General features: G+C 51.7%; 28 protein-coding genes and 1 tRNA gene. 10 read left to right on the top strand and 19 right to left on the bottom strand.

Going from position 1 to position 24,730, the window contains the following annotated elements; genetic code table 11:
• Positions 1-338 precede the first annotated feature (338 nt).
• The 4 genes from GZ1_RS07165 (at position 339) to GZ1_RS07150 (ending at position 2,558) form a co-directional block, all read left to right on the top strand.
• Complete coding sequence (locus GZ1_RS07165) at positions 339-869, top strand: helix-turn-helix domain-containing protein (RefSeq protein ID WP_015375203.1); 531 nt, start codon at positions 339-341, stop codon at positions 867-869.
• Positions 866-1,396: an IS630 family transposase gene (locus tag GZ1_RS07160; RefSeq protein WP_015375204.1), complete on the top strand. Its 531-nt coding sequence runs from the start codon at positions 866-868 to the stop codon at positions 1,394-1,396. The genes GZ1_RS07165 and GZ1_RS07160 overlap by 4 nt, the downstream gene beginning before the upstream one ends.
• A 301-nt stretch (positions 1,397-1,697) precedes the next feature.
• Positions 1,698-2,156 carry a CBO0543 family protein gene (locus tag GZ1_RS07155; protein ID WP_174520675.1) on the top strand — a complete coding sequence of 153 codons (459 nt, stop codon included), beginning with the start codon at positions 1,698-1,700 and terminating at the stop codon, positions 2,154-2,156.
• A gap of 69 nt (positions 2,157-2,225) precedes the next feature.
• Positions 2,226-2,558 carry a hypothetical protein gene (locus tag GZ1_RS07150; protein WP_060788213.1) on the top strand — a complete coding sequence of 111 codons (333 nt, stop codon included), beginning with the start codon at positions 2,226-2,228 and terminating at the stop codon, positions 2,556-2,558.
• Between the two features lie 96 nt (positions 2,559-2,654).
• Here the strand turns inward: GZ1_RS07150 and GZ1_RS07145 are convergent, their stop codons facing one another.
• The 5 genes from GZ1_RS07145 to GZ1_RS07125 form a co-directional block, all read right to left on the bottom strand.
• Positions 2,655-3,626: a sugar phosphate isomerase/epimerase family protein gene (locus tag GZ1_RS07145; RefSeq protein WP_060788212.1), complete on the bottom strand. Its 972-nt coding sequence runs from the start codon at positions 3,624-3,626 to the stop codon at positions 2,655-2,657.
• Positions 3,627-3,729: 103 nt separating this feature from the next.
• Positions 3,730-4,884: a Gfo/Idh/MocA family protein gene (locus GZ1_RS07140; protein ID WP_060788211.1), complete on the bottom strand. Its 1,155-nt coding sequence runs from the start codon at positions 4,882-4,884 to the stop codon at positions 3,730-3,732.
• Entirely contained in the window at positions 4,881-5,630 is a 750-nt protein-coding gene (locus tag GZ1_RS07135; protein ID WP_060788210.1) for a ThuA domain-containing protein, read from the bottom strand. Before GZ1_RS07135 ends, GZ1_RS07140 begins: the two co-directional genes overlap by 4 nt.
• A gap of 93 nt (positions 5,631-5,723) precedes the next feature.
• Positions 5,724-6,803 (bottom strand): Gfo/Idh/MocA family protein, encoded by a 1,080-nt coding sequence (locus GZ1_RS07130; protein WP_060788209.1) that lies wholly within the window; start codon positions 6,801-6,803, stop codon positions 5,724-5,726.
• A 141-nt stretch (positions 6,804-6,944) separates the two neighbouring features.
• A complete protein-coding gene (locus GZ1_RS07125; RefSeq protein WP_060788208.1) occupies positions 6,945-7,949 on the bottom strand; it encodes a LacI family DNA-binding transcriptional regulator in 1,005 nt (334 codons plus the stop codon).
• Positions 7,950-8,372: 423 nt separating this feature from the next.
• On the opposite strand from GZ1_RS07125, the gene GZ1_RS07120 reads away from it, so the two are divergent.
• The 3 genes from GZ1_RS07120 to iscB all read left to right on the top strand — a co-directional run bounded on the left by GZ1_RS07120 (position 8,373) and on the right by iscB (position 11,228).
• A complete protein-coding gene (locus tag GZ1_RS07120) occupies positions 8,373-9,269 on the top strand; it encodes an Rpn family recombination-promoting nuclease/putative transposase (protein WP_060788207.1) in 897 nt (298 codons plus the stop codon).
• Positions 9,270-9,299: 30 nt separating this feature from the next.
• Complete coding sequence (locus tag GZ1_RS07115) at positions 9,300-9,752, top strand: GNAT family N-acetyltransferase (RefSeq protein WP_047818559.1); 453 nt, start codon at positions 9,300-9,302, stop codon at positions 9,750-9,752.
• A gap of 222 nt (positions 9,753-9,974) precedes the next feature.
• Entirely contained in the window at positions 9,975-11,228 is a 1,254-nt protein-coding gene (gene iscB / locus GZ1_RS07110; protein ID WP_255211279.1) for an RNA-guided endonuclease IscB, read from the top strand.
• 94 nt (positions 11,229-11,322) lie between these two features.
• Here the strand turns inward: iscB and GZ1_RS07105 are convergent, their stop codons facing one another.
• From GZ1_RS07105 to GZ1_RS07065, 8 genes are all read right to left on the bottom strand, one after another.
• Positions 11,323-12,618 (bottom strand): MFS transporter, encoded by a 1,296-nt coding sequence (locus GZ1_RS07105; RefSeq protein ID WP_015375214.1) that lies wholly within the window; start codon positions 12,616-12,618, stop codon positions 11,323-11,325.
• 159 nt (positions 12,619-12,777) lie between these two features.
• Positions 12,778-13,224: a MaoC/PaaZ C-terminal domain-containing protein gene (locus tag GZ1_RS07100; RefSeq protein WP_015375215.1), complete on the bottom strand. Its 447-nt coding sequence runs from the start codon at positions 13,222-13,224 to the stop codon at positions 12,778-12,780.
• A 263-nt stretch (positions 13,225-13,487) separates the two neighbouring features.
• Complete coding sequence (locus tag GZ1_RS07095) at positions 13,488-14,315, bottom strand: carbohydrate ABC transporter permease (RefSeq protein ID WP_020754412.1); 828 nt, start codon at positions 14,313-14,315, stop codon at positions 13,488-13,490.
• A 13-nt stretch (positions 14,316-14,328) separates the two neighbouring features.
• Positions 14,329-15,636 carry a carbohydrate ABC transporter permease gene (locus GZ1_RS07090; protein WP_060788205.1) on the bottom strand — a complete coding sequence of 436 codons (1,308 nt, stop codon included), beginning with the start codon at positions 15,634-15,636 and terminating at the stop codon, positions 14,329-14,331.
• Positions 15,637-15,817: 181 nt separating this feature from the next.
• Positions 15,818-17,134, bottom strand: coding sequence for an ABC transporter substrate-binding protein (locus GZ1_RS07080; RefSeq protein ID WP_060788204.1), 1,317 nt, complete (start codon positions 17,132-17,134; stop codon positions 15,818-15,820).
• Between the two features lie 424 nt (positions 17,135-17,558).
• Entirely contained in the window at positions 17,559-17,963 is a 405-nt protein-coding gene (locus tag GZ1_RS07075) for a hypothetical protein (RefSeq protein WP_015375219.1), read from the bottom strand.
• Between the two features lie 13 nt (positions 17,964-17,976).
• Positions 17,977-18,903, bottom strand: a complete 927-nt coding sequence (gene glsA / locus GZ1_RS07070; RefSeq protein WP_041470525.1) for a glutaminase A — start codon at positions 18,901-18,903, stop codon at positions 17,977-17,979.
• Positions 18,904-19,077: 174 nt separating this feature from the next.
• On the bottom strand, positions 19,078-19,653 hold the full coding sequence (locus GZ1_RS07065) for a Uma2 family endonuclease (RefSeq protein WP_060788203.1): 576 nt from the start codon (positions 19,651-19,653) through the stop codon (positions 19,078-19,080).
• A 135-nt stretch (positions 19,654-19,788) separates the two neighbouring features.
• Between GZ1_RS07065 and GZ1_RS07060 the strand changes: the two genes are divergently transcribed.
• Together GZ1_RS07060 and GZ1_RS07055 are read left to right on the top strand one after the other, a co-directional pair.
• Complete coding sequence (locus GZ1_RS07060) at positions 19,789-20,250, top strand: Uma2 family endonuclease (protein WP_060788202.1); 462 nt, start codon at positions 19,789-19,791, stop codon at positions 20,248-20,250.
• Positions 20,251-20,617: 367 nt separating this feature from the next.
• A tRNA-Pro gene (locus tag GZ1_RS07055) sits at positions 20,618-20,691 on the top strand.
• Between the two features lie 80 nt (positions 20,692-20,771).
• On the opposite strand, the gene bioF is transcribed toward GZ1_RS07055, so the two are convergent.
• On the bottom strand, positions 20,772-21,944 hold the full coding sequence (gene bioF, locus GZ1_RS07050) for an 8-amino-7-oxononanoate synthase (RefSeq protein ID WP_060788201.1): 1,173 nt from the start codon (positions 21,942-21,944) through the stop codon (positions 20,772-20,774).
• A gap of 207 nt (positions 21,945-22,151) precedes the next feature.
• Here bioF and GZ1_RS07045 point away from each other — a divergent pair, with 207 nt between their 5' ends.
• Entirely contained in the window at positions 22,152-22,334 is a 183-nt protein-coding gene (locus GZ1_RS07045; protein WP_044743730.1) for a small acid-soluble spore protein H, read from the top strand.
• Here GZ1_RS07045 and GZ1_RS07040 read toward each other — a convergent pair.
• The 5 genes from GZ1_RS07040 to GZ1_RS07020 form a co-directional block, all read right to left on the bottom strand.
• Positions 22,317-22,520 (bottom strand): hypothetical protein, encoded by a 204-nt coding sequence (locus tag GZ1_RS07040; RefSeq protein ID WP_060788200.1) that lies wholly within the window; start codon positions 22,518-22,520, stop codon positions 22,317-22,319. The genes GZ1_RS07045 and GZ1_RS07040 overlap by 18 nt on opposite strands.
• A gap of 92 nt (positions 22,521-22,612) precedes the next feature.
• Positions 22,613-22,981, bottom strand: a complete 369-nt coding sequence (locus GZ1_RS07035) for a VOC family protein (RefSeq protein ID WP_015375225.1) — start codon at positions 22,979-22,981, stop codon at positions 22,613-22,615.
• The gene (locus GZ1_RS07030) at positions 22,978-23,760 is read right to left on the bottom strand and encodes a YhfC family intramembrane metalloprotease (protein WP_060788199.1); all 783 of its coding nucleotides are present in this window, start codon (positions 23,758-23,760) and stop codon (positions 22,978-22,980) included. The genes GZ1_RS07035 and GZ1_RS07030 overlap by 4 nt, the downstream gene beginning before the upstream one ends.
• Positions 23,761-23,784: 24 nt before the next feature.
• Positions 23,785-24,432, bottom strand: coding sequence for an SdpI family protein (locus GZ1_RS07025; protein WP_015375227.1), 648 nt, complete (start codon positions 24,430-24,432; stop codon positions 23,785-23,787).
• Positions 24,419-24,703 (bottom strand): autorepressor SdpR family transcription factor, encoded by a 285-nt coding sequence (locus GZ1_RS07020; RefSeq protein WP_015375228.1) that lies wholly within the window; start codon positions 24,701-24,703, stop codon positions 24,419-24,421. Before GZ1_RS07020 ends, GZ1_RS07025 begins: the two co-directional genes overlap by 14 nt.
• Positions 24,704-24,730: the final 27 nt, after the last annotated feature.

Raw genomic sequence — 24,730 nt, 5'->3', positions numbered from 1 at the left:
ATATTTTATTACATAATAATGAATTAAAATATTTCGTATATTCATTCATGTGATTTTTTATAACCTAAATACATATTAATTTGATTATATTATTTTTGTCAATAGAAAATTTAGATTTTTTATAACATTTAATGTAATAAAATATTACATAAAAATCTTCTTGATTTTTCATGATGGTAGCTACCGCCGATCTCTCCTTCTCCTCCCTATAAATTACCAACCATCTTTGTGTTGCAAACTATATAGATGCACATTGAAACATTAACGTCCGTATAAGTGGCTTCCACCCCGGTTATACTGCTCCTAGGTACTTCACGAAGAAAAAGAGCGGAAACGGAATGAAACGATTGAAAATCACCAATGACCATGGATGGACGCCACGAACCCTTCGAAAGGAAGAGAAAAAAATCAAAAACATTTCCCTGCGTCAACGCGTCATGGCCGTTCGCCTCGTCATGGAAGGGTATCTGGGGAAAGACGTCGCTTCCATGCTCAACCTGTGCCGCCAAAGCGTCGCATTTTATGTCTCCTTATTCAACGAAGGAGGGCTCGATCTCCTACTCGATCGGAAATATCCGCCGGGCCGGGAGCCGTTTTTGACACTGGAACAGCAACAGGAACTGAAACAGACGATCTTGACCCACACCCCGGCCGAACTCGGTTGGGACATCGCTTCTTCTTGGAATACGCGGATTCTTCAGTCTTATATCCGCGAACACTACGAGGTGGACATGTCCCGGGAAGGAATTCGCAAACTTTTACATCGAATGAGATTGTCTTGGACTCGTCCCACCTATACCCTGGCCAAAGGCGATGCCGAACAACAGCAGGCGTTTGAAAAACAAATGGATCTCATTAAAAAAAACTGATCACTCCCGATACGATTCTTTTATATGCCGATGAAACTCATGTCCGGTCTTATCAAATCCTGCGGGCCACTTGGTCGGAGGCAGGCCGGCAAAAACAAGTGCCCACGTACGGCCATCATGCCCACGTTTCGGTATTTGGGGCGGTGAATGTGCTCAATGGGGACACCGTTCTTCATCGAGCAGTCGCTGCGAATGCGACGACGTTTTTGGATTTTTTAAAGATCTTGAAGAGCCGTTATCCAGACCAGCTGATCGTGCTCGTGCTCGACAATGCCCGCATCCACCATGCCAAAATGGTGAGAGATTTCTTGCGCCAAGAAGGGGAATCGTTTCACTTGATCTTTTTACCTCCTTATTCCCCACAGCTGAATCCCATCGAACGCTTGTGGAAATGGCTCAAGGATGCGGTCATTGCCAATGTGTTTCACAAAGATCAAATGGATATTGACCAAGCCATTGCCCGGTTTATGGAATATATAGATCAACAACCGGAAGAGGTGCTTCGACGCTTGGGGTGTGCAGCGTGATGCAAAGGTTAACTTTTCAAGGTGCATTTATAATGGTTTGGTCACCTTTACCATACAGGAAATTTCGCATTTTTTGTACCCTTGATCAGAAAACAACCTGATTGTCAAGTACATTTTGTGGTGAAGAGCCTACTATTTTACAAAATTCCACTTTTTTTCATAGGACAGAACATACATAAGACCATCACTTCTAAGGCCTATTGCCTGTTGCAAAATGAAAACACCAAAAATTTCACATACTCCCCCCTCCCTCATCCCATACTAAAGAAAAATCGACATCATTCGCATCCAGGGGGCGATCATGGAACAATGGATTCTTTGGGCGCTTGTTGCGGTCGGGGTGGGGCTTTTGTTGTTGAGTTTCCTCATTTTGCTAGCGAGGGATGTATGGGTGTCGTTTTTGCTGAATGCATATGCGGCGAGTTTTTTCGGTTCGATCGTGGCGGGGGCCGGGCTGCTCGAGTATCCGGTCCGTTTTTTTGCTTCTTATATAAATAACAGCGTCATTTTTGAATATCTTCTCTATCCGGTTGTCAGTGTGTACGTCTATGCCACCTCGCGCCGAGCGCGCTGGCCGGGTGTGGCGGCGCAATGCGCGGGGTATGCGGCGGTGCTGACAGCCCTTGAGGTTGTCTTTGAACGGCATACGGATTTGATCGAATATCATGGTTGGAAGTGGGAATACTCACTCGTTACAATGTTTCTGTTGACGTTGGCCGTTCGGTTGCTCGCTGGGCGAATGCTGAGACGAAATGAGTGAGCCAGCATGTCTATTTTTGCCCGTTTGGCGCTATACATATAGTATCATGTCCAAAAGGAGGCAAACGGGATGGTGCTGTTTGACATCAAACACCGCCTGTATTATGAAGCCATCAATTCCGCGCGTCCAAAAATGGCGCCGATCCGCCAAGACCGGGCGTGGGGGTATGTGTGGAAGAGCGTAAACGGTGAGCGGGTGAAGTTTTGGATCGATTTCCGGCGCGGGCGGTACATGTATTTTGAGTACGGGCGCAAGTGGTACCGGGTCGCGTACTTGCAGGCAAACGGAAAAAAGTCAGGCGATGATGTGTTGGATGGCGCGATGATCGATTTGACGGTGGACGGGCACCGGCTGCTGTTCATGAAAGGGCGCGTTGGCCGCGAGACGGCGCAAGTGGTCTAAAGCAGGTGCGCCTCTTGGCAGGCGTTGGAGGGTCTTTTTCGCGCTTACGCTGAAACGGCGGGCGGCAAGGGATCATTTTCCCTTGCCGCCTTCTTTTTACGCCCACCACATCTCGGGCAGTTCTTCTTTGAACAGCACCTTTTTCAAAAGCGCGACGGCTTTGGACAGCCCTTCATCGATCGAAGCGAGCATGTCTTCATGCTCGATCGACAGCACGTAGTCGTAGCCGACGGCGCGCAGGGCGCTGACGATGTCGCGCCACATTTTTTCGCTTTGCCCGTAGCCGACGGTACGGAACACCCACGAGCGGTCGAGGATTTGGCTGTAATGTTTCGTGTCGAGCACGCCGTTTTTGCGGATGTTCGTTTCGTCTAGGTACGTGTCTTTCGCATGCACATGGAAAATCGCTTTTTCGCGGCCGAGCAGCTTGATCGCCTCAACCGGGTCGATCCCTTGCCAAAGCAGGTGGCTCGGGTCGAAGTTGGCGCCGATCGCGTCGCCGACATGTTCGCGCAGTTTGAGGAGCGTTTCCGGGTTGTAGACGACAAAGCCCGGATGCATTTCAAAAGCGATTTGCGTGATGCCGTGCGCTTTGGCGAACGCGGCTTCTTCGCGCCAGTACGGGATGACGACTTCTTCCCATTGCCATTTTAAAATTTCCAAGTAATCCGGCGGCCAGGAGCATGTGACCCAGTTCGGGTATTTGGCGCCGGGATGGTCGCCCGGGCAGCCGGAGAAGGCGTTGATGACCGGGACTTCGAGCTGCTCGGCGAGCCTGACCGTTTTCCTCCACGTGTCATGTGACTGTTTCGCGAACGCTTTGTCCGGATGAAGCGGGTTGCCGTGGCAGCTTAACGCGCTGATCACAAGGCCGCGGTCGGCGACGGCTTTTTTCAACGCTTTGATGTTTTCCGGTTGGTCCAACAGCGCGTCAGGATCGCAATGGGCGTTGCCCGGGTAATTTCCGGTGCCAAGCTCAACGGCTTCGATGCCCATGGCGGCGACTTTGTCCAGCATCTCCTCAAACGGCAGCTGTTGATACAAGACGGTGAATACGCCTACTTTCATTTTGTCATTCTCCCCCTTTTGACGGCGCGCAACGGCCGGACGGCCGCCGCGCCGCGCTGTTGTTGCTTCTCGTCGGATGAGCGGATCGAACGAACTCCCACGCTTATTCCGCCACCCGCACCCACCGTTTGGTGCGATGGCTTTCCAAAATGGCGTCGACGATCCTCATCGTATGATGGCCGTCGGCGATCGTCGCAAACGGCAGTTCCCCGAGCGCCTCGCCGCGTTGTTTCCGGATGATGGCGCTGTAAAAATCACGAAACAAATTTTTCAGCCCGTCCGGCCAGCCTTCTTCATGGCCGCCTGGATAATGGGCGTAAGCAGCGGCTTGCGGCGACAAGAGCGCTGGGTCGCGGACGATTTCTTCGTTCGGGCCGTTGCGGCGCCCGACCCAGAGGCGGTTCGGGTGCTCTTGGTCCCAGGCGAGCGTCATCTCATCGGCGGCGATTTCAAAATAGAGTCGGTTTTTCCGGCCGGCGCTCACTTGCGAAATCGTAAACGCCCCGTGGGTGCCGTCGTCAAAATGGACGAGCACGCTACCGCCGTCTTCCGTGTCAATCTGGACGGGCTCGGCGTCTTGAGCATGCCCGGATGCAAACGTGCTCCCTTCCTGCTTCGGCTTGTAGCGGACCGGATGGACAGTGCGCAAGTCGGCGAACACTTCGACGATTTTCTTGCCGAGCACGTATTGCACCGTGTCGCACCAGTGCGAACCGATGTCGGCGATGGCGCGCGACGGGCCGTTTTGCGCCGGGTCGAGCCGCCAGTTGTAGTCCGTGTCATACAAGAGCCAGTCTTGCACATAGCCGCCGTACACGAAATGAACGCGCTTCGCCTCACGGGCGAGCCGCTCTTTCGCCTCGACAACGAGCGGGTAGTGGCGGTAGTTGAAGCAGACCGCGCTCAGGCTTTCGCTTTGTGCAGCGAGCCGCTTTAATTCCGCCGACTGTTCGCTGTCCATGGCGAGCGGCTTCTCCGACAACAAATGTTTCCCTGCCTCGAGCGCGGCCTTGTTGATCGGGAAATGGAGGACGTTGCGCGTGCAGTTGTGCACGGCTTCGACGTCCGGGTCGTCAATTAAAGCGCGGTAGTCGCCGTACGCTTTCGGAATCCCGAATCGGCGCGCGGCTTCCTCTGCTTTTTCTTGGCTGCTTGAGGCGATGGCGACGATGTTCACAAACGGCAGGCGGCGGAGCGCCTCAATATGGGAAGAAGCGGAAAAGCCGGTGCCGATAATACCGACGTTGATCGGTTTCACTGCGTCACCCCTCCTTGTTTCGCTTTGATCGGCTCAAGCGGCTTGACGTTGCCGAAAACGATTTCCCCGCGGTTGACCGGCGCGGCCCAGCGGACGGCGTTGGCGATCACTTTCAGCACATCCGGGTGATGGTACGTCGGATACGTTTCATGGCCGGGGCGGAAGTAGAAAATTTTCCCTTTCCCGCGCGTGAACGTGCAGCCGCTGCGGAACACTTCCCCGCCTTCAAACCAGCTGATGAAAATCGTTTCGTCCGGCTCTGGGATGTCGAAAAACTCGCCGTACATTTCTTCCTGCTCAAGCTCGATGTACGGTCCGATTCCTTCCACAATCGGATGGCCCGGGGCGACGACCCAGAGACGCTCTTTTTCATCCGCTTCGCGCCATTTCAAATTGCATGTCGTCCCCATCAGCGTTTTGAAAATTTTCGAGAAATGGCCGGAATGAAGGACGATGAGCCCCATTCCTTCGAGCACGCGGCGGTGGACGCGTTCGACCACCTCATCTTTCACTTCGTCATGGGCGATATGCCCCCACCAGACGAGGACGTCGCACCGGTCGAGCACCTCGTCGGTCAAGCCGTGCTCCGGTTCGTCCAAGACAGCGGTCGCGGCGTCAAATCCCGCTTCAGCCAGGTAGCGCGCGATGACAGTATGCATGCCTTCCGGATAAATCGCTCTTACTTGTTCATTTTTCTTTTCATGGCGAAATTCGTTCCAGACGACGACGCGGATGGGTGTAGTCATTCATGGATCCCCCTTGTTTTTTTCGGATTGCGTTCATAAAGGCAAGGACGGCTTGTTTTTGGTTCACAGCTCGCGGGAAGCCAGCACCGCTTCTCACCATTCAATGCGGACTTGCCGCCCTTGTTCGGACGACTCGTAAATCGCTTCCAACACTTTAGCGATCATAAGCCCTTGTTCCGCCGTGCAAAGCGGTGCCGTCTCCTCCGTGATGCTCGTGACAAAGTGGTCAAGGAGCGCCACCCGTTCGCCCTGGTCCTCAAAATGGAGCGTGACATCGGCCGGAACGCCGTGTTCGTTGCGGAACCATTTCACTTCTTGGCGGTTGCCGGCGATGTTCCACTCCCAGCGCACGCCGCCTTCCGTGCCAAGAAATTCGACATATGCCCGCTCTTCTTCAATGTGCGACGCCCAGCTCGTCTCCAGCAGCACCGTCGCGTCGTTTTCGAGCTGGATGAACGCCGCGGCGAAATCTTCGACCGTATAGGCGGCATCAGGCGAAAACGTCGTTCCCGGCCATGCCCCTTGGCGACGCGGGCCAAACTTCGCGTACGTTTTCCCCGTCACGGCAACCGGGTTCGGATTGCCGAGCAGCCAAAGGGTCACATCGAGCATATGGACACCCAAGTCAATGAGCGGACCGCCGCCGGAGCGCTCGCGGTCAAAAAACCATGCCCCCCATGCGGGAATGCCGCGGCGGCGCACCCAGCCCGTTTTCGCGTAATAAATCTCGCCGAACGCACCGGATTGGATTCGCTCATGCAGCCATTGCGCCGCTTGGCGGAAGCGGTTGTTCAACGACACCATAAACTGTTTTCCCGACTCATCACGGGCGCGGATGATGGCGTCGGCCTCTTCCGCTTTCGTCACCATCGGCTTTTCGCAAAGCACGTGTTTCCCGGCCCGCAAGCTGTCGACCGCCACTTGGGCGTGCAAAAAATTCGGCACGGTAATGATGACGGCATCGACATCTGGTGAGGCGAGCAGTTCCTTGTAGTCGCGATACACTTCACGGAAGCCGTACGTTTTCGCTTTCTCCGCGGCCGCTTGTTCATTGACGTCGCAAATCGCCTGCAAGACGACGCGCTCGGAAAGGTTTAGCGCCGCCTTGATGTGTTCATTGGAAATCCCTCCAGCTCCAATCAAGCCGAGGCGGATTGGAATCGTGTTCCCCATGTCCTTTTCCCCCTTGCGTTTTATGTTTGCGGCTTCCATATTCCATCGCTTCCCCATCATTTGCTTGATGTAATCGATTACATCATCGCCAGAAAATCCGCCCGTCCCCCAGGACCGGAACGGGACGCTCTGTCCAGTTCTTCAGACAGAGCGCCCGCCTCCACACGAATCGCGGATGACAAGCCGGTCGGGAAGAACGAGCTGGCGCCGCTCGACATCGATTCCTTCAATGAGCCGAAGCAGCAACTCCATCGCTTTTTGGCCGATCTCAAACATCGGCTGGGCGATGGTTGTAAGGCTCGGTTCAAAAATCGAGGCCATGTGAATGTCGTCAAATCCGACAACGGCGACATCGTCGGGAACGCGCCCGCCGCGATGGCGAATGGCTTTAACCGCCCCGATCGCCATCTCATCGTTGGCGGCGAAAATCGCGGTTGGCGGCTTCTCAAGGGCGAGTAGCTTGAGCGTCAAATGATATCCGGACTCATAGGTAAAATCACCTTCCTGCACGAGCGCCGCATCGACTTCGATCTCGTGCTGCGCCAACGCTTGATAATAGCCGCGCAGCCGGTCGCGGCTTAAAATGACGTCCATCGGCCCGGATAAGTGGGCGATGCGGCGATGGCCGAGGCGGATCAAGTGTTCTGTCGCTTTGCGGGCGCTGCTGATATTGTCAATGGACACGGTCGGGATATCCGTCCCTTCGAGATACTCGCACGCCAAGACGATCGGAAACTGGCGCGCCATCTCTTCCATCAGCTCTTTGCGGATGCGGGCGGTCAAAAAAATCATCCCGTCGACTTGCCGCTGCGGCAATACGTTCAAATATTGCTCCTCAAGCCGGGCATCGTTTTGCGTATCGCCAAGCAGCACTTGATAGCCGTGCTTGAGGGCGACCGCTTCAATGCCGCGCAGCACTTTCGAGAAAAATGGGTTCGTAATATCGGGCACGACGACGAGCACCGTCTCGGTCTCCATCCGCCGCAAATACCGGCCGAGCACGTTCGGCTGGTAGTTCAGCGCTTCAATGGCTTCAAGCACGCGCTGCCTTGTCTCTTCGGTGACATTGCCCGTGTTGCGCAACACGCGCGACACGGTCGCCGTCGATACGTTCGCCCGCTTCGCCACATCTTTTATGCTTGCCATTGGTCGTAGTCCTCTCGATTATGTAATCGATTACATCACCATCGTATCGGAAAGACAGGACGGTTGTCAAGCGTTGTTTTTTCTATCCGTCTTAGACATGGGTTGCTCCTTTCTCATCGGCGAAAAAGATCATCTCCCATCACGAAAGCTTCTGCGAAAGCGTAATCATGAGATGAATCGATGCTTCCGACCTCCAACCACAGGTAGGCATTGTCCAAGACTAGCGCACCCCCGCTCTTTCGACAAGAGCAAACCGTTCAGGGACATTTGTGGTGTTGGCAGGCCAATGCTTGTATGACGCGAAGTCAATACAATACAAAACAGAAATTTTTCCTAGTGATCCAATTTTTACTTTCTATGCAGGATTTTTTCTTCTGCTCACGAACCAGTTTATCATGTAACGTTTCAAAATGAGGTGATCGAATGGCCATTGACCATGACCGATTGTTCAAAGAGCTGATTCAAACGTTCTTCGAAGAGTTTCTTCTCCTCTTTTTCCCCGACATGCACGAACACATTGATTTCAGCCATTTGTCTTTTCTGTCCGAAGAACTGTTTACCGATGTCACGGCAGGTGAAAAATACCGCGTCGATCTATTGGTCGAGACGAAGCTGAAAGGGGAAAATGGGCTGATCATCGTTCATGTGGAGAATCAAAGCTACGTGCAGCCATCGTTTCCAGAGCGCATGTTTATCTATTTCAGCCGTCTGTTTGAAAAATACCGCACCCGCATCGTTCCGATCGCCGTCTTCAGCTATGAGGCCCTTCGCGAGGAACCATCCGTGTTCTCAATCGAGTTTCCCTTTGGCGACGTGCTGCAGTTTCGCTTTTTCCCCGTAGAGCTGCGCAAGAAACATTGGAGAGACTACATCCGGCATGACAATCCGATCGCAGCTGCCCTCCTTGGCAAAATGGGGTATACTGAAAGTGAGAAAGTCGAGTTGAAAAAAGAGTGTTTGCGCATGTTGGCGAGATTGGAGCTGGATAAAGCGAGGCAGCGGCTCTTGTTGGGCTTTTTTGAAACGTATGTGAAGCTGTCGGAGGAGGAAGAGCAACAACTGCAAAGAGAGGTGAAGGCGATGGAAACGAAAGAAAGAGAAAAAGTGTTGGAGCTGATCATTTCCTATGAGCAAAAGGGAAGGAAAGAGGGATTGGAAGAAGGAATGAAACGCGGGATTGAACAAGGGATCAAGCAAGGAATGAAACAAGGAATGAAGCAACTGATCCGCAACATGGCGCGCAAAGGAATGACGGAGAAAGACATTGCTCAGTTGGTGGATCTTCCAGTGGAAGATGTTCGGGCATTGCTTGAAGAATAGGAAAATAAATAGTGATGTGAGGAGAACTCCATGGAAATTAGAAAACCAAACGATTCGGAATACAAAACGATTTTATCACTCACACCACAAGCATTATTCGAAGGCACATTAGGCGAAGCAAAACCGTCAGAGGAAAAAGTCAAACAACTGATTGAGCCATTATTGCAGAAAGGGAGCTATTATTTGATCGCAACGGAAGGCAATCATCTCATGGGTTGGATTTTAATCGGAGCAAGCCAAGACCCGCTCACTGAGAAAATATATGGATTTATCTACGAATTGTTTGTGTTAGAAGAATTTAGGGGAAAGGGAATGGCAAGGAAATTAATAGAAGCTGGCATCGAACATCTTAAACAGGATGGATATTCAGAGATTCGTTTACGTGTATATGCAGGAAATCAAGCGATGAAACTGTATGAAACATTCGGATTCAAGCAGAAAACCATTATCATGAGCGTCAACTACCCACCACTTAAAGCCTAACGGCTTTTGAAGTGGGGGCTTGGCAAGCCCTAGTTGACTACCCTCAGCCATTCAATGGCTACGTTGGAAGGGTCATGACACTTACGGATGCTCCTCCAGTCCGTAACCCTGTCGCAGATGGTTAAAAGCTCTGATGGGTAGGAGCGGTGCTGTCTGCCGAACAAGCTCTTCCAACATTGGGGAGGAGGAACTCACTCCTGAAAGGAGGTACACGTCTTGTTCGTGTACATTATCAATAAGCATGGAAAACCACTCATGCCATGCTCACCAAGGAAAGCAAGACTTTTGCTAAAACAGAAGAAAGCAAAAGTAGTAAGAAGGACACCTTTTACCATCCAGCTTTTATATGGTAGCAGTGGTTACAAACAACCCGTGTCATTGGGTGTTGACATGGGGACACGACATGTAGGAATTTCTGCAACAACAAAGAAAGATGTGCTGTTTGAAGCGGAAGCGCAACTTCGAACAGATATTGTGGAATTACTTGCTATACGGAGACAGTTCCGTAGAAGTCGAAGAAACAGAAAGACTCGCTACCGAGAAGCCAGATTTCTTAACAGAAGAAAACCAGAGGGATGGTTACCACCATCTATTCAACACAAAATCAACTCGCATATAAAGTTGATTGACTTAGTTCACAATATTCTCCCTGTCACATCTGTCACTATTGAGGTAGCAGCATTCGATACACAGAAATTAAAAAACCTAAATATCCGAGGGGTGGAATATCAACAAGGAGAACAAATGGGGTTTTGGAATGTTAGAGAGTATGTTCTATACAGAGACAATCATACTTGTCAATATTGCAAAGGAAAAAAGAAAGACCCTGTTCTCCAAGTGCATCATATTGAAAGTCGAAAGACAGGAGGTGATTCACCAGATAATCTGGTCACTCTATGCAAAACATGCCACCATGAAATTCACGAAAAAGGGCTTGAGCATATATTTCAACGCAAACGACCGCCTATGAGGGATGCTAGTCAGATGACCGCCATGCGATGGGCAATGTTTAGTAGGATAAGAGAAAAATACTCGCATGCAAATATCACATACGGGTATATCACCAAATGTATTCGCATTGCTAATGGACTGTCTAAATCTCATATGGTGGATGCTCGTTGTATTAGTGGAAATCCACTAGCCAAGCCAAGTGGCACGGTTTATCTTCTAAAATTCGTTCGAAAAAACAACCGTCAATTGCATAAAGCAACCATCTTAAAAGGCGGAAAACGAAAATCAAACAAAGCTCCACGATTTGTCAAAGGGTTTCAACTGTTTGACAAGGTGGTATACGAAAGGAAAGAATGTTTTATATTTGGCAGAAGAAGCAGTGGTTATTTTGACCTTCGGCTGTTAGATGGCACAAAAGTGCATGCTTCAGCAAGCTGGAAAAAGTTAAAAAGAGTTGAGCATGCTAGTACATTGTTAATTGAAAGGAGGAAGGGCGATTCCTCCCCGACTTTCGCTCTCGCTTAGAAGTCGGGGTCTCCTCGCCAAAGAAGATGAACGTTTAAAGAGGCGCCTTTGCCCGAACGCAAAGGCGCCCATAGTGGTGTTCAGTCCGATTCATCTAATCAATCGCCTGGCGCGCACGGTCTTGCAGCATTTTCACCCCAGCCAGCGAAATTAAGCCCATGACGACGATATAGAAGGAGATGGCGGTGGCGCTGCCGTATTTGTGCAACAGCCACGTGCTGATGAGCGGGGCTGGGCCGCCGGCGATGATCGAGGCCAGCTGGTAGCCGAGCGAAGCGCCGCTGTAGCGAAGCCGCGTCGGGAAGTTTTCCGCGATCATGGCCGCCTGCGGGCCATACAGCATGCCGTGGAACACCATGGCCACGACCGTCGCCAAGAAGATGAGCCCGACGCTTTTCGTATTGACCAGCCAGTAATACGGAAACGCCCAAAGCATCAACAAAATCGTGCCCGTCATGTAGACGCGGCGGCGGCCCCACCGATCGGATAAATGGCCGGAATAGACGATCGAAAGCGCGTTGATCACCGCAGCGATAATCGTCACATTGACGAAAACGCTTTTTTCCATCCCCAAAAATGTCGTCCCATAGCTGACGATAAATGTGACAAAAATGTAGAATGACCCGTTTTCAATCACCCGCGCAAGCGCTGACCATAGAATTTCGCGCGGATGCTTGACCAGCACCTCGCCGACCGGCATCTTGCTCGTTTCTTGTTTTTTCATCGCTTCTTGGAACAGCGGCGATTCGAGCACTTTCAGCCGGATGTACAGCCCGATGGCGATGAGAAGGAAGCTTATGAGAAACGGAACGCGCCATCCCCACGCATAAAAGCTGTCGCCGCCCGCCGCAAGCATCAGCGTCGTCACAAGGGAAGAGGACAACAGCCCGAACGGCACGCCCATTTGCGGCAGCGAGGCCATAAACCCACGCCGTTTGCCTTCTTCCCACTCCATCGCAATCAAAATTGCGCCGCCCCATTCCCCGCCGACGCCAATGCCTTGAATGAGACGCAGCGCGGTCACCAGCACCGGCGCCCACAGGCCGATTTGCTCATAGGTCGGCATCAGGCCGATCAACGCCGTCGCCAATCCCATCAACAGCAGCGTGGCGACCAACGTCGCCTTCCGGCCGATGCGGTCGCCGAAATGGCCGAAAATCGCGGCGCCGACCGGCCTGGCGATAAATCCTAACGCAAAGGTGGTAAAGGATTGCATCAGGGCGACGTACGAATCTCCCTCTGGAAAGAATAATTGTGGAAACACGAGAGCGGCCATCGTCCCGTAAAGGAAGAAATCGTACCATTCAATCGTCGTGCCGACCACACTGGAAATCGCCGCCCGCTTTTTTTGACGCTTCAATTCCACCGTATCCATCATCGTTACAGCCATTCACAACACCCCTTTCACGCAATCAAAGTGCGCGCATCTCATGGAAACGGAAAAACAAATGGATGATAGCAAAAAAACGAACATAATGTTAGCGCTTCCAAAAACAAACCGTCATGGACTCGTTTCTTTGTCAGACCGTCATGACGTTTCACAAGCCCGTCATGGAGCTTTCCCTTCCCGCGCTACAAGCACATGCACAACGGCATCGACGACCGTTTCTTCCCGCTGGTTGACAATCCGCTGATGCACCGTGACGAGCCCGGCTTCCTCGCCCCGTTCCGTCAACCGCTTCACTTCCGATTCCACGTAAATCGTATCGCCGATTTTCACCGGACGGACGAAGCGGAGCGCGTCGATGCCGTAAAAAGCGAGCACACATCCCGGCTCCATCACCCATAGTCCCGTCGCCACCGACATTGTCAGCATCCCGTGGGCGATCCGTTCGCCAAACCGCGTCTGCCGTGCGTACTCGCGGTCGAGATGGAGCGGATAAAAATCACCGGAAACGCCGGCAAACTGCACAATATCAGCTTCGGTAATCGTCCGCCCGCGCGAACGGTGGCGCTCGCCAAGTGCATACTGTTCAAACGGACGGTCAAATCGCACGCCTTCCCCTCCTCTTGATTGGTGCAAAAAAGAGTAAAATGAAATTCCACCCCCTTCCGGTCTGACAGCTATATTTTTCTAATATTCAGAATATTGTCTGTGTAGATTTTCCTTTGCGCATCCCTCCCCGCCAGCCGTCTGTCATTAACATATGAACGGAGTGAAGCGGATAGAACTGCTCCTCCTCTGTTTCGTGTTTCAAAATGGGCATTACCCAAAAAACAAAAGGATGCTCACCTGGCATCCTTTTTCATGTTCGTTCTTTATTCTTTTACCGAGCCGGACGTGAGCCCAGAGACGATGCGGCGCTGAAACAACAGCACCATGATCACAAGCGGGATCGTCACCACCACGGTGGCTGCAGAAATTTCGCCCCACGGGATCGTATACTGGCCTTGGAACATGGCAATGCCGACCGGAACGGTTTTGTATGTTTCCGCTGTGTTGATCGTCAAGGCAAATAAAAATTCGTTCCATGCGGCAATGAAGACGAGAATGGACGTCGTAAACACCCCTGGCACAGCGAGCGGCAAAATGATTTTAAAATACGTCTGCATCGGCGTCGCCCCGTCCATTTTCGCCGCTTCTTCCAAGTCAAACGGAATCTTACGGAAAAAGGTGACAAGCAGCCAAATCGACAACGGCAAGGCAAACGTCGTATACGGAATGATCAATCCTAAGTAGCTGTTCGTCAACCCGAACTTTTTCACAAACATGTAAATCGGAGAAATGGTGGCAATTTGCGGAAACATGGATACAGCCAACACCAAGCCGAGAATGACCGTCTTGCCTTTAAATTCAAGGCGCGCGATCGCATAAGCCGCAAACGCGGCGACAAAGACCGTATACACCGTCGTAATGGTCGCCACGACCGTGCTGTTCCATAAATAGCGCAAAAACGGGTAATTGACAAAGACCGATACATAGGATTTTAAGGTCGGATGGCTCGTCAACCAATCGAACGCTTTGTCGCCAAACAATTCGCTAAGCGGCTTAATGGAACTGAGCAAAACCCATAAAAACGGAAACATCACAAAGAACACAAACAGGGCTAAAAACACGTAAAAGAGCGGACCTGCTTTTTTCGTCATGATCCCACCTCGCTTATCGTTTCACACTCGCGCTGTCAGACAGCAAATCCTTTCCAAGCCACTTAATATAAATCATCGAAATGATGGCTACGCAGAGAAATACAACGACCGCCAGCGCCGACCCCGCGCCGAAATTCGTCTGCGAGAACATGACTTTATACGCTAAAATCGAAATCGTCTCCGTCGAGTTCGCCGGCCCTCCGCCGGTTAAGACGTAAATCAGGTCGAACACGCGGAACGCATCGAGCGTGCGGAACAACAATGCGACTAAAATGCTTGATTTTAACATAGGCAGCGTGATTTGGGTGAATTGCTGCCATTTGGTGGCCCCGTCGATCGAGGCGGCCTCATACAACGAACTCGGAATCGTTTGCAGCCCGGCCAGCAGCAAAAGCGCCATATAAGGGGTTGTCTTCCATACATCGGCAAAAATGACCGCAAACATCGCCCCCGCTTCCGTCGTCAACAAATCTCCCATCCGGTCGACCAAACCGATTGTTTCAAAATAATGGGCGACAATGCCGTTTTGTCCATCATATAAAAATTTCCACATCAGCGCCGATACGGCAGTCGGAATCGCCCACGGAATCAAAATCGTCGCCCGCACCACCCCTCGTCCAAAAAAGGCCTTATTGATGAGCAACGCAATTCCGAGCCCTAACACTAGCTCAATGGCGACCGACACGACCGTAAAGAACGTCGTATTCCATAACGCCTTCCATAAGCGCATGTCGCTGAAGCTGTCCTTATAATGCTTGAGGCCGACAAAGTTCGGCTCGATCACAACCCCTTCGAGCCCTTCGGCCAAGCCGACGACTTTATCCGCCTGCTGCAGTTCGCCCGCTTTTTTCATCTCCTTCAGCGCTCGGACGACATCATGAACCGTGTCGGTCAGCCGCTCGGCCGTCTGTTTGTCCAGCTCGGCGATCTTCAGCTCATCGCTTGGCGTCTCGAAATTGTCGAGCACTTCGTTCACTTTGTCATATTGCCTTGCCACTTGATCATTCGAACGGATCGCCGCGTCCAGTTTCGCGAGCTTTTGTTCGATTTGCGCCAACGTTTGTTTCGTTTGTCCATCCGCAGCCGCCATTTCCTGCTTAAGAGCGCTTTTGAGGAACGGATAGTTTTGTAGATATCCTTCCAGATCGAGGCTGTAACTCCAGTGAATCGACGATTTGGTCGGGTCGTTGAGCCGATAGTCGAACAAGCTGTAATAAAAGGACTGGATGACAGGCCAAATGGCGATCGCCAAAATGAGCAGCATGGCCGGCGCGACGAGCGAATAGCCTAATAGGCGCTCCATTCGCTTTTCATTCCTCATCGCTGTTCTCTCCCTTCTGCTTGGAAAAGGATATTAGCCTTCAGCACCGGGCAGATGACGGCCTGAAGGCTAATGAACCGAAAGTGGTCAAACAACATGGCGTTCTTTGTTTGGCTGATGGGGCATTGGCCGGCGTTGGCCGGATTCAGATCGGCCACAAGCGCCGACCCAGTCATTCGACTTACTTATTCAAGGCTGCTTTCATTTCTTTTTCCATATTGGCCACAGCTTGTTCGACCGTCAGCTCCCCGGCCAGCGCTTTCGATACGTTGATTTGGATGATTTCCGAAATTTCTGGATAGTTCGGGACGACCGGGCGCGGCACAGCGGCGTTCAACGCATTGACAAATCCTTCTTCCGCAAAGAACGGATTGGCTTTTAAGACATCTGGATCTTTAAACAATTCCGGAAGCGTTGGCGCTAAACCGCCGTAAATCGCAGAAATTTTTTGCCCCTCCGGCCCCGTCATAAATTTGACAAATTCCCATGCTTCTTTCGGATGTTTCGAATATTTGTTGATCGCGGTCATCCAGCCGCCCAGCGCGGCAGCCGAACCTTTGTCTCCGGCCGGAAGCGGAGCCACGCCGACTTTGCCAACGATTTTCGATTGCTCTTGATCGTTGGCTAAAGCGTACTGGTATGGCCAGTTGCGGATAAACGGCGATTGTCCTTCAATGAACGCGGTATGGGATTCCGGTTCCATAAACGTTGTCACGTTGCTCGGCACGACATCCGATTGAACGATTTCGACCATTTTTTTCAAACCTTTAATAGCTTCGGGACTGTTGACGACGACGTTGCCGTTTTCGTCGACAATTTTCCCTCCATACGAAGCGATAAATTCTACCGCGTTGCAGACGAGCCCCTCATACTGCTTGGCCTGCATCAAATAACCGAACTTCGTGCCGCCTTTTCCTTTCAGCTCTTTTGCCGTCTTTAACAATTCATCCCATGTTTTCGGCACTTTCTCCTCAGGCACGAGGTCGGTGCGATAAAACAGCATACCGGTGTCAATAAATTTCGGCATTGCCCATTGCTTGCCATTAAAGTTGCCGGCCGCAAGCGCCCCTTGGTTGTATTTGCTGAGGTCAATGCCGTCTTTCTCAATAAAACGGTCGAGCGGCAGCGTATAACCCGCTTGTGCAAACTCCGCCGGCCAAATGACGTCAAGATCCATGACATCGATTTCCGATGACTGCGCATTTAACATCGTAACGTAAGCATCATGCTGCTTCCCGGTGTCAGCCGGCATTTCGCGAAATTCCACATCGATGTTCGGGTGCGTTTTCTCGAACGCTTCAATGATTTTTTCGGTGGCTTTCGTGGAATCTTGGCCGCGGGCATAGACAATTTTCACTTTTTCAGACTGGCTCGTTTTCCCTTCTTCGTTTTTGCTGTCTTGGCCCGTCTGGCTCTCGCTTTGGCCGCCGGAGCATGCCGCGAGCCCCATCGTAAGCGCTAACAAAACAGCCGATGTTTTGAGTGTCTTTTTCACCATGATTCTCCCCCTTTAAATTTTGGATTTGTCAAACACCGCATGGCATCGCGTATAGTGGTTGCTTCGACTGCCCCAATCACCTCCTGGACATGACATCCATTGACGTTTGACTTGGCATCCCCCACTGCTTGTCTATACACATTCTTTGTAATCGATTACATACAAAACGATGAACACCCTCATGTCCGCTTTTTTCTTTCCTCTCGAAGCTGAATGCAGTGTTCCCATGCTTCCCTGTTCAACCAAAGCAACCTGTCTAGGCCGTCGGTCACCCTGCCCGCTTTGCCAGCTTCTTTTTGCACCTTGGTTATGTAATCGATTACAAAATCATCTTACATTGCCGAAAAATCGTTCGTCAAGTCCCTAAATGCTTTTTTTGCTTTATAAACAAAGAACCCCAAGCAAACTCGCTTGGGATGTTCCTTCACACCTCCACCGTCTTCCCTTCCTCGACGATATGATAAAGCAAATGCGCCAGGTGGTGGATCGGTCCGTATTCCTCTTCGCCGTCTTCCGTCATTTCTTCTTCGTCGGCGAATTCAAGGTCGTTCAAATACAGCGCCATAAATTCGTAAAAGTCTTTCAGCTCAAAGCTGTAGCACGCGCTCGGGTCTTCGTTGTCTTCTTCATATTGAAGCATTAAATACGATACGTTGCCTTCGTTGTCCTCAGCGTCGAAAAAGACGAAATAGCCGATATTGGTGTCAAGGTCAAACAAATGCCGCGTCCCGCCTTCGGTCGCCTTGTCAAAATCCTCTTGGCTCAACTTGCCGACGTTCATCGCTTCGACGTCGTCTTCGCGGTGAAACTGGACCGTAAATGTTTTCATCGTGATTTCCTCCTTAGAAAATGCTTAATGAATACGTTTTTGACAGCCGCTCGAGCAGTTTCACCCCGGTCACGCTGTTCCCTTTATCATCGAGAGCCGGGCCGAAAATACCGATGCCGCACCGGCCCGGGACGGCAGCGAGAATGCCGCCTGAAACGCCGCTTTTCGCCGGGATGCCGACTTTGATGGCAAATTCGCCGGATGCGTTGTACATGCCGCACGTGACCATAAATGTTTTGCAAATGCGGGCGACATCAAGCGGCATGATCGGCTCGCCCGAATGCGGGTCGCGCCCGTCAAGCGCGAACACCAAGCCGATGCGCGCCAGGTCGATGCACGTCATTTCAATGGCGCACTGCTTCGTGTACAAATCCATCAGCTCTTCGACATCTTCGTCAATGATACGATGCTGCTTGAGAAAATAGCAAAGCGAACGGTTCAAAAACGCGGTTTCAAATTCGGAGCGGGCCACTTCCTCCGAATACGCGATCTGTTCGTTGCCCGCCAATCGGCGAACAAACGCCAACAGCCGTTCCAGCCGTTCGGACACCGAGCCGCCTTGAATCATCGACGTGACGACAAGCGCGCCGGCATTAATCATCGGATTCAGCGGCTTGGCAGGCTTTTCCTCTAATTTGGCAATGGAATGAAACGGATAATCCGTCGGCTCCATGCCGACTTTATGGAACACTTCATCTTCTCCGTGATCCATCAACACAAGGGCCAGGGCAAGAATTTTGGAAATGCTTTGCAGCGTCACTTTCACCGTCACATCCCCGGCGCTTGCCACCTTGCCGTCCGGGGTGTAAACGGCAACTGACAGTTCATTTGGATCGGCCTTGCCCAAGGCGGGAATGTAATCGGCTACTTTTCCATAGCGGGCGTACTGTTTCGCTTCTTCGACAAAGCGGACCAATTGTTCTTGACTGTACACAGGCATCACCGATCGTTAGTATCGCCTGTTTTTTCCGTTTCTATGCCCAAACGATGCAAACAGCGGCGATTTCAGACAGGGGGGGCGCTTTGCCCTCGCCAAGCGGACCGCCGGCAAAAACCGCCCCGCTCTCCTCCAGTCGGCGGCCTGAACCTGCTGTTTGAACAGCAGCCGTTTTTCTTATTCTTCTTCGGCAAATACGTTTTTTAATTCGATCGCAAATCCGGGAAACAGACGGACAGGAATCGTATCATCGCGGACATACATCCCTTGATGGCGGAATCTTCCTTCTTCGAGCACATAGACATCAATCGTCTCATTCATCGGATCGGCAATCCAATATTCTTTCACCCCTGCCCGCTCATAACGGTGAAATTTGACAATTTTGTCCTTGCGCACCGTCGATTTTGAAATAATCTCCACAACGAGATCCGGCACGCCGACAATTCGTTTTTCGCGAATTTTGCTTTTGTCGCAGACAACGACAAGATCTGGCTCAACCCATTCGCGAATTTGTTCCGGATCATCCCGATCCGCCAAACAAACGTCGATCGGAGCACCAAATACGGTGCATGTTTTCCCCCGCAAATATGTCGCAAATTCCACCAACAATTCACGTTGCACGGCCTGATGTTTCGGCGTCGGAGCGCGGGACATGTTGAAGACTTGGCCGTCAATGACCTCATAGCGTACATCTTCGTCGAGCAACATATATTGCGCATAAGTGAACGGCTGCCCTTTTCCCGGCGCTCGCATGAAAACGGCCTCCTTTCCTCTTTTCTTTTTAGTATACTTGAATACCACCTGGCAACCTAGCGTTTTCTTTTTCTCCACAACCCGTTGCAGACAAAGGAGAACCGTTTCAAGTATAATGAAAAAGAGGTGAGGAGCGTGCAAGAAGCCATCAACATGTCCACATCCCCGTCATGGGAACATCAAATCGTTTGCGACAATCTTGTTTCCGTGATCAAAGGAAAAAGCCCATGTCAACCGATTTCCAACTTGTCCGTGAAACTCGAGAAGAACGGAAACGTGATGAACGAGTTTATCCAGCCGGATGTCGCTGTCTATTGCGAACGGCCGGAAAAAATCATCGGCGGCTATAAGGGGCGGCCGCTCATCGTCATCGAGGTGGTCAGCCCGTCAACCTACAAAATCGATGTGACACTGAAAAAAGATTTGTACTGCGCCTACGGAGTGGAAGAATACTGGATCGTTGACCCATACAACAAAACGATCCGTCAGTGCACACTCGAACATGATCGATACGCCGAGACGATCATCGCCTGCGGCGAAACGTTCGATTCTGTGATCGGAACGATTGACACCACGCTCGTTTTCCAAGGCGTGTAGAAGACGGGGAAAACCATTCTTTTTGGCCTATCGGCGGTTTTTGTGGCGGAAGGCGAGTCGATTTTGCAAAGTTTCTCAACTTAAAAAGAGTCTCTGCTGAACAACTCGTTTCCCATCACGAGTTCTTTAGCGGGACATCTTGCATGCTTTGTCGTATAATCAATGGCGAATTCTCTGTCGCAAAAGCAGGGGCGGACAGACAGAGGAAGATACGTTCAAAGGAGCATGAAAACAGAAAAAAACAGACTTGTCAGCAACAAGGATGCCACTAGTCTTTCAACGGCATCCTTTTCCAACTCAACGCAAAATTCGCCATTGATTTTGTCCTGCTTTTCTTGTATAATTGAAGATGTCTCACCATCCATTTCGGGATGTAGCTCAGCTTGGTAGAGCACACGCATGGGGTGCGTGGGGTCGCAGGTTCAAATCCTGTCATCCCGATCGAAGGAAACCAGCCGAAAAAACGTTCGGCTGGTTTTTTTGTTCTCTCACGCGTTTCCTCCTCGTGACGCCGTTTTTCCCTATGAAATCAATCCAATCTGCCTTCCTGCCCAAGCGATACGGTCAACCGCCATATCAATGTCTTCTTCCGTCATCGCGGCGGTGATGGAAAAGCGAATGCGCGCCGTTCCCTCAGGGACGGTCGGCGGCCGGATGGCGATTGCGGCAAGGCCCGCTTCCTGCAGCAACTCGCTCATCGCCACAGCCTGGTCGTTCGGGCCGACGATCACCGGAACGATCGGCGTCTCGCTGCCGCCGGTGTCAAACCCAAGCTGTTTCAGTTTCGTGCGGAACTGTTCGCTTAAGGCGTGCAGCCGCTCGCGCCGCTTTGGCTCGGATTGAACGATATGAATAGCCGCTTCATTGGCGGCGAGAACCGCCGGCGGCAAGGCGGTGGTAAAAATGAAGCTGCGGGCGCTGTTGATCAAATAGTCGACCAGCCACGGCTCTCCTGTTACATACGCGCCAAAGCTGCCAAGCGCTTTGCTGAAGGTGCCGATGGCGATTACATCCTCTTCCTTCTCAAGCCCGAAATGGTGAAGCAGCCCTTCGCCGTTCGGTCCAAACACGCCGCCGCTGTGCGCTTCATCGACAATCAATATCGCGCGGTAGCGCCGTTTCAACTCGACAAGCTTCGGTAGTGGCGCTAGATCGCCGTCCATGCTGAAGACGGCATCGGTGACGATCCATTTCCGCTTATCGGGCGGAGATTGCTTCAACAATGATTCCAGCTGATCGATGTCGTTATGCCGATAGCAGAAACAGGCGGCTTTGCTCAAGCGGATGCCATCAATCAAGCTCGCATGGTTCCACTCATCGCTAAAGACAAGATCATCTCGGCCAATTAACGCTGTCAACACGCCGATGTTGGCTGTATAGCCGCTGTTGAAAATAAGCGCCGCTTCTGCTCTTTTCCATTGTTTCAATGCGGCTTCCGCCCGCTCATAGAGCGGATGATTGCCGACGACGAGCCGCGACGCGCCCGCTCCGGCTCCGTAGGCCCGCATCGCTTCGCAGCCCGCTTCGATGAGCCGCCTATCATCCGCCAACCCTAAATAATTATTGGACGCTAAATTCAACATCGGCTTTCCGTTCAGGATGACCGTAGCGCCTGAAGCCTCTGCCCGGCGCAGCTGGCGTTTTTGCACTTTTTGTTCCCATTCGTGCAGTTTGACGGTCAGTTCGGTTTTCATCCCTATCCCTCCTTATATGTAAACTGTTTATAAAAAATAGTTTACATTAAAACCCGCAACTCGGCTAGGAAAAGATGATCGGTTTTGTTAATTGATTATTTAGCACATTGTTTTGGAAATTATTCTTTTCCACCCTCGACCGCATGCATAGTTCAATCGCAGACATGTCATACTATGCGTGTTATCGGCAAAAAGGAGGTGGTGGAAATGGACGTCCGTCGGGCGCAAGAAATCGCGTCGTCGCCGGTGATGGCAAACGTCACGTACAACGGCCAGCGCATTTACATTGAGCATGTTGACCAACAAAAAGGCGTAGCAACGATCCACCCGCTTGACAACCCAAATCAAAAGCAAAGCGTGCCGGTCGCAAGCTTAGAGGAGCATGCTTAACCGCAAAAAAGCGAGAGAAAGGAATCGCCCTTTCTCCCGCTTTTTGATTGAATCGGCTGTCAGCTCTTCCCGCTCTTTGTAGGCCTCTTGCACCGTTTGTTCCTTCATCGCTGTCCGGCCTGCCGTCCGTGTGTCGGCGGCGCGGGCCGGATGCCCGGCGCGTTGGTTGTCCGGTTTCCGTTTCATCGCCCTCCCCTCCTTCATCCCTAGCATGCCCCAAATGAGACGGGTTTACGATAGCGAAGGGGAAAGCGGCCCTTCTCGCCTCAAGCACGGTTTCACCTGATTTTTTCCAACAGCTCGATCCGATTGCGGAACGGATCGCGAAATGAAAAGCGCTTCACTCCTGGGATCGGTTTTTCGTCTTGCGTCGCGACGCCGTGCTCTTCCAAATAACGGCGCGCCGCTTCCACATCTTCCACTTCGAAAGCGGGGTGGCTTTTGCTGTTGTAGCCGTCGCGTTGTTCCGCCCCGATATGGAGCTCGATATCGCCGACTTTGTACCAAAGCCCACCGTTTCCTTTCAGCGATGCCGGCTTTTCGATTTCTTGAAAACCAAGCACACCGGTGTAAAAGGCGCGCGCTTCGTCTTCGGCGCCAAACGGAATGCAAATTTGCACATGGTCAAGCCGTTTGACACGAATCATCGGTTTTCCCCTCCCTGTTCGAATGCCGGTTGTATGCGGCGGATGAACGAAACAGCGGCGAGCACCCAAACAAGCAGCACCGCTTCGACCGCCCAAACGTTCGTGACCACTTTCGCTTGGTAAAGCGCCGGCATCACGTCCATCGCCGCATGGATCAAAATGGCGTACAGGACATAGCGGAATTGCTTCTCCCGCACCCCAAACAAAACGAGGAGCGACAGCGCCACGTGCACTGTAAACGCAAACAGCCGTTCCAAGCCGCCTAACACGTACATCGCAAACGGCGTGTGCAACACTTGCTCCTTGATCAGCTCCGCCTGTCCTGCCGGAAGCGATGGGGCGATCGTTTTGTCGAATGATCCGGATTGAATCAAGCTCGCAAGCACGATGACATTGACCGCGCCAACCGCCCCGAGCAATACCGCTTCCGTCCCGCCGTGCCCAAGCCCGAATGATAAACCATCGCCATATCCGCGATGTTGCTTTAGCAGCCAACGGAACCCGACATAGCGGCCAAGTTCTTCAAACACGCCAGCGGCGAGCGCGGCGTACAGGACAAAGAGCCAAACGCTGTCTGTTCCTTTTAACGCTGGCCGGCCCGGTTCGAGCACAGCGATGTGCAGCGCTTTTTCCAATACTTGTGAGAAAACGAGAAACACAACAGCCCCGACGCCGAGCGCTTTCCATGAAAGCCATCCTTTTTTTCTCCCGTACCATGCGAGACCAACAGGAACAAGCAGTGAAATGGCAAGCTGCACCGCCGCACCGATCATTCCCACGTCCCTCTCCCCCCTGCCGCTTATTTATGAACGGTTGCGCTGTTCTTGCTGCTCATAAAGAAACGATTGAACGATGAGATACAAATTGCCGACAACGATGATGACGAGAAACAAAACAGCCCTCATCTCTCCGCGCCAAAACGCGGTGAGCATCGACAAAATCCCCATCGCGATAAACACCTTGCCGCCAAGGCGGTGCGTTTTGTTCCAAACGGCCTCGCTTTCCAACGTCCACGGCGTGCGGATGCCGATAAAATAATTCGGTTTGATTTTCGGCATGTAGTTTCCCAACACGATGAACAGCACTCCGACACCAATCGGCACAAGCCGTCCAACATCGACCGGAACTCCGAGATTGTACGCCAATGTTGCGATATGCAGGAGCAAGAAAAAGAAGGCGAGCGCCGCGTTGACAATGCGATAGCTTTTTTGAAAACGGCCGTAACTTTCTTTTTTCGGGTCAAACTTCGGCAACACTCCCATCAACATGATGAGAAGTGTCATCAATAAGGGGGGAAGGAAGGCACCCAACCATTTGTTGCTGAAGCCGTCGGCTTCACCCGCTGCGTTCCAGTGAATGGCCACTTGATCCGGCAAATAAGGAATGGCAGCCAGACTGATGACATAGGCGAAAACTGTAAGCATGATCGCAAGCCGATTACTCTTCCACATGTTTCTCTCCCCTTTCGACAAAATCGTAAAACCAGCGCAGCAAATCTTGAAACACCGTCGTGTTCAGAGAGTAGTAGATATGCTGTCCCTCACGCCGGTCTTGCACCAAATCAGCCTGTTTGAGAATTTTCAAATGATGCGAGACGCTCGGTTTTTGCATATCAAAATGCGAAGCGATCTCCCCTGCTGTCAACTCCCCGTTCCGCAACAAGGATAAAATTTTCCGCCGCGTCGGATCGGCGATCGCTTTAAACGCTTCGTTGAATGACAATGGCGATTCCACCTTGCAAACGAGTTT

The organism is Geobacillus zalihae NBRC 101842 (assembly GCF_001544135.1).
Taxonomy (GTDB): Bacteria; Bacillota; Bacilli; order Bacillales; family Anoxybacillaceae; genus Geobacillus; species Geobacillus zalihae.
This window is presented reverse-complemented; position numbering and strand designations above follow the sequence as displayed.